Origin of the sequence: Rhodoferax sp. UBA5149 (assembly GCF_002413825.1) — a bacterium.
Classification (GTDB): Bacteria; Pseudomonadota; Gammaproteobacteria; order Burkholderiales; family Burkholderiaceae_C; genus Rhodoferax.
In genome coordinates, this window is the sequence record NZ_DHXT01000051.1 from 10,441 (window position 1) to 13,553 (window position 3,113).

Sequence of the window (3,113 nt, forward strand, 5' to 3'; positions counted from 1 at the left end):
CGCCGCGAATTTCAGGAAGATCTCAATTCCAGGAAAAATGAGGAGCTGCAGCAAGTGCTTGAGCGTGCCAACAAGGTTGTCAAGCAGGTCGCTGAAGCCGAAAAATATGACCTGGTTCTTCAAGAAGCGGTTTATGTCAATCCAAAACATGACATCACCGACAAAGTCATCAAGGTCTTGAATTCGGGTAGCGTCAAATAAGCGCGCCCAAGGCTTGTGACGTGTGAGCTTAAGTCTAGGTTCAATTGTTGAGGTTCTCGGGGGCGAGTTGCATGGTGATGCCACCCTCGCGATCGAGGGGCTGTCTCCCCTTGAAACGGCGAGCCCTCAGCACTTAAGTTTTCTCAGCCATCCCAAGTACCAGAGTCAACTGGCGGCGTCCAGGGCGGCCTGCGTGATCGTGAGTCCGCAGATGCGCGACATCGCACTGTCGCGCGGGGCCTGCATCGTGTCTGAGCAGCCCTATCTGTATTTCGCCCGTGTCACACAGCTCTGGAAAAAAAGTCTTCCACAGGCCGTACGGCCGCAGGTGCACCCCAGCGCGGTGATTGATCCAGAGGCCTTTGTTCATCCACTGGCCCGCATTGGCGCCCTGTGCGTGATTGAGCGGGGAGCCCGCATCGGCGCCGATACCGAGCTCAAGTCCCGGGTGACCGTGGGTGAGAATTGTGTTCTCGGTGAGCGTTGCATTGTGCATTCGGGGGTCGTCATCGGTGCCGATGGTTTTGGCTTTGCGCCCAATGCCGGTGCCTGGGAAAAAATCGAACAATTGGGCGCCGTTCGGATCGGCAACGATGTTGAAATTGGCGCCAATACCTGCATCGACCGCGGCGCCTTGCAAGACACGGTCATCGACGATGGCGTGAAGCTCGACAACCTGATACAGATCGGCCACAACGTCCGAGTGGGAAAACACACGGCCATGGCGGGTTGTGTGGGCGTGGCGGGCAGCGCCGTCATCGGCGCCCATTGCACCATTGGTGGTGGTGCGATTGTGCTCGGGCATCTCGCGCTGGCCGATCACGTCAATATCTCCGCGGCGAGCGTCGTGACCCGGTCCATTCGCAAACCGGGGCATTACACCGGTTTGTTCCCCATTGACGACAATGCCGCCTGGGAAAAGAACGCGGCCTCGGTCAAACAGCTGCACAGCTTGCGTGATCGCATCCGGGCGCTGGAAGATAAATTTAAAAAATGAAACCTCGTGGGACAGTCCGTACTACACGATGTGAGCAAGCGCTGTCCCCAACTAACTAGAAAAACCATGATGGACATCCACAAAATTCTCAAGCAGCTGCCGCACCGCTACCCGTTCCTGTTGGTGGACCGGGTATTGTCCATTGACAAAGGGAAAAGCATCAAGGCGCTGAAGAATGTCACGATCAACGAGCCGTTTTTTGAGGGGCATTTCCCGCACTATCCGGTCATGCCAGGCGTCATGATGATTGAAGCCCTGGCGCAAGCTGCGGCCCTGCTGGCCTTTGATGCGATGGGGGCGTCTCCGAGCGACGAAATGCTCTACTATTTCGCCGGCATTGACGGGGCCCGCTTCAAGCGCCCGGTGGGGCCGGGGGACCAGCTGATTCTGGAGGTTGAGTTGCTGCGTATGAAAGCCGGAATTTTCAAGTTCAAGGCGCGCGCCCTGGTGGCTGACGAGCTCGCCGTGGAAGCCGAGTTGACTTGCGCCATGCGCGCCATCAAGTGAGGTTCTCAGAGTGACAGCGATTCATGCCACGGCCATTGTTGATTCCGGGGCCGAGCTCGACAGCTCGGTGACAGTGGGTCCGTACACCCTCATTGGTCCTCACGTCAAGGTCGGTGCCGGTACCACCATCGGTCCGCATTGTGTGCTGGAAGGGCACACCACCATCGGGCGCGACAACCGCATTTTCCAATTCAATTCTCTGGGTGCCATTCCACAAGATAAAAAGTACGCCGGCGAGCCTTGTGAATTGATCATTGGGAACCGCAATACGATTCGTGAGTTTTGTACTTTCAACATCGGCTCACCCGGGGACGCGGGCGTCACACGGGTGGGCGACGACAACTGGCTCATGGCCTACGTGCATCTCGCTCATGACTGCATCGTCGGCAACCACACCATTTTCGCCAACAACTCCCAGCTGGCGGGCCATGTGCATGTGGGGGACTGGGTGATTCTGGGCGGTTTTACGGGGGTTCACCAATTTGTGCGGGTCGGTGCCCACAGCATGACCGCCATTGGATCGGTGGTGTTGGCCGATCTGCCACCCTTCGTCATGTGCCAGGGCCAGCCGGCACAAGCCCGTTCCATGAACTTTGAAGGACTGCGCCGACGTGGTTTTTCTCCAGAACGCGTGTCTGCCGTCAAAGCCATGCACAAAGCCTTGTACCGCGATGACCTGACGCTGCAGGCAGCCCGTGAGCGCATCGCAACATTGGCTCAAACAAGCCCTGAGTCCTTACCGGATGTGGAAATGATGCTCTCGTTTTTGGAGCAAGCCTCACCCCAGCGCGGCATCGTGCGTTGAGATGAAGTTCGGCATGGTGGCCGGGGAAACCTCGGGTGATTTGCTGGCAGGATTGTTGTTGGATGGCCTGCGCGAGTGCTGGCCTTCTATGACAGCAGCGGGTATTGGTGGCCCCCAGATGGCGCGTCGCGGCTTCGAGGCGTGGTGGCCGCATGACAAATTGGCAGTGCACGGCTATGGCTGGGAGGTGTTGCGCCGCTACCGCGAGATCGTGGGCATCCGCGAGCAACTTAAAGTCCGGCTGTTGCAGCAGCGCCCAGATCTGTTCATCGGCATCGATGCACCGGATTTCAACCTCGACCTGGAAGCCGCGCTCAAGGCGCAGGGTATCAAGACCGTGCACTTTGTGTCGCCCTCGGTCTGGGCCTGGCGCCCTGAGCGGGTCGAGAAAATCCGACGCAGCGTGGACCACGTGCTGTGCATCTTTCCGTTCGAGCCCGCCTTGCTGGCGCAGCACGGCATCGCCGCGACCTACGTCGGTCATCCGCTGGCCAATGTCATTCCCATGGTGCCGGATCGATCGGCGGCGCGGGCCGCGTTGGGCCTGGCTGAGACAGACCAGGTGGTCGCCCTCTTGCCCGGAAGCCGTAAATCCGAAATTCA

General features: G+C 58.7%; 5 protein-coding genes. All 5 read left to right on the forward strand.

All coding sequences use genetic code 11. The features are described from left to right. Positions 1 to 201, forward strand: a 201-nt coding sequence (locus B3V69_RS04265) for an OmpH family outer membrane protein (RefSeq protein ID WP_296444117.1), incomplete at its 5' end; no start/stop codon positions are given. Between the two features lie 22 nt (positions 202 to 223). Then, complete coding sequence (lpxD, locus tag B3V69_RS04270) at positions 224 to 1,198, forward strand: UDP-3-O-(3-hydroxymyristoyl)glucosamine N-acyltransferase (protein ID WP_296444119.1); 975 nt, start codon at positions 224 to 226, stop codon at positions 1,196 to 1,198. A 66-nt stretch (positions 1,199 to 1,264) separates the two neighbouring features. Beyond that, positions 1,265 to 1,705 (forward strand): 3-hydroxyacyl-ACP dehydratase FabZ, encoded by a 441-nt coding sequence (gene fabZ / locus B3V69_RS04275; RefSeq protein ID WP_296444121.1) that lies wholly within the window; start codon positions 1,265 to 1,267, stop codon positions 1,703 to 1,705. A 10-nt stretch (positions 1,706 to 1,715) separates the two neighbouring features. Then, on the forward strand, positions 1,716 to 2,510 hold the full coding sequence (gene lpxA / locus B3V69_RS04280) for an acyl-ACP--UDP-N-acetylglucosamine O-acyltransferase (protein WP_296444123.1): 795 nt from the start codon (positions 1,716 to 1,718) through the stop codon (positions 2,508 to 2,510). Positions 2,511 to 2,523: 13 nt separating this feature from the next. Then, positions 2,524 to 3,113: lipid-A-disaccharide synthase (locus B3V69_RS04285; protein ID WP_414707462.1), on the forward strand; the 590-nt coding region annotated here is incomplete at its 3' end.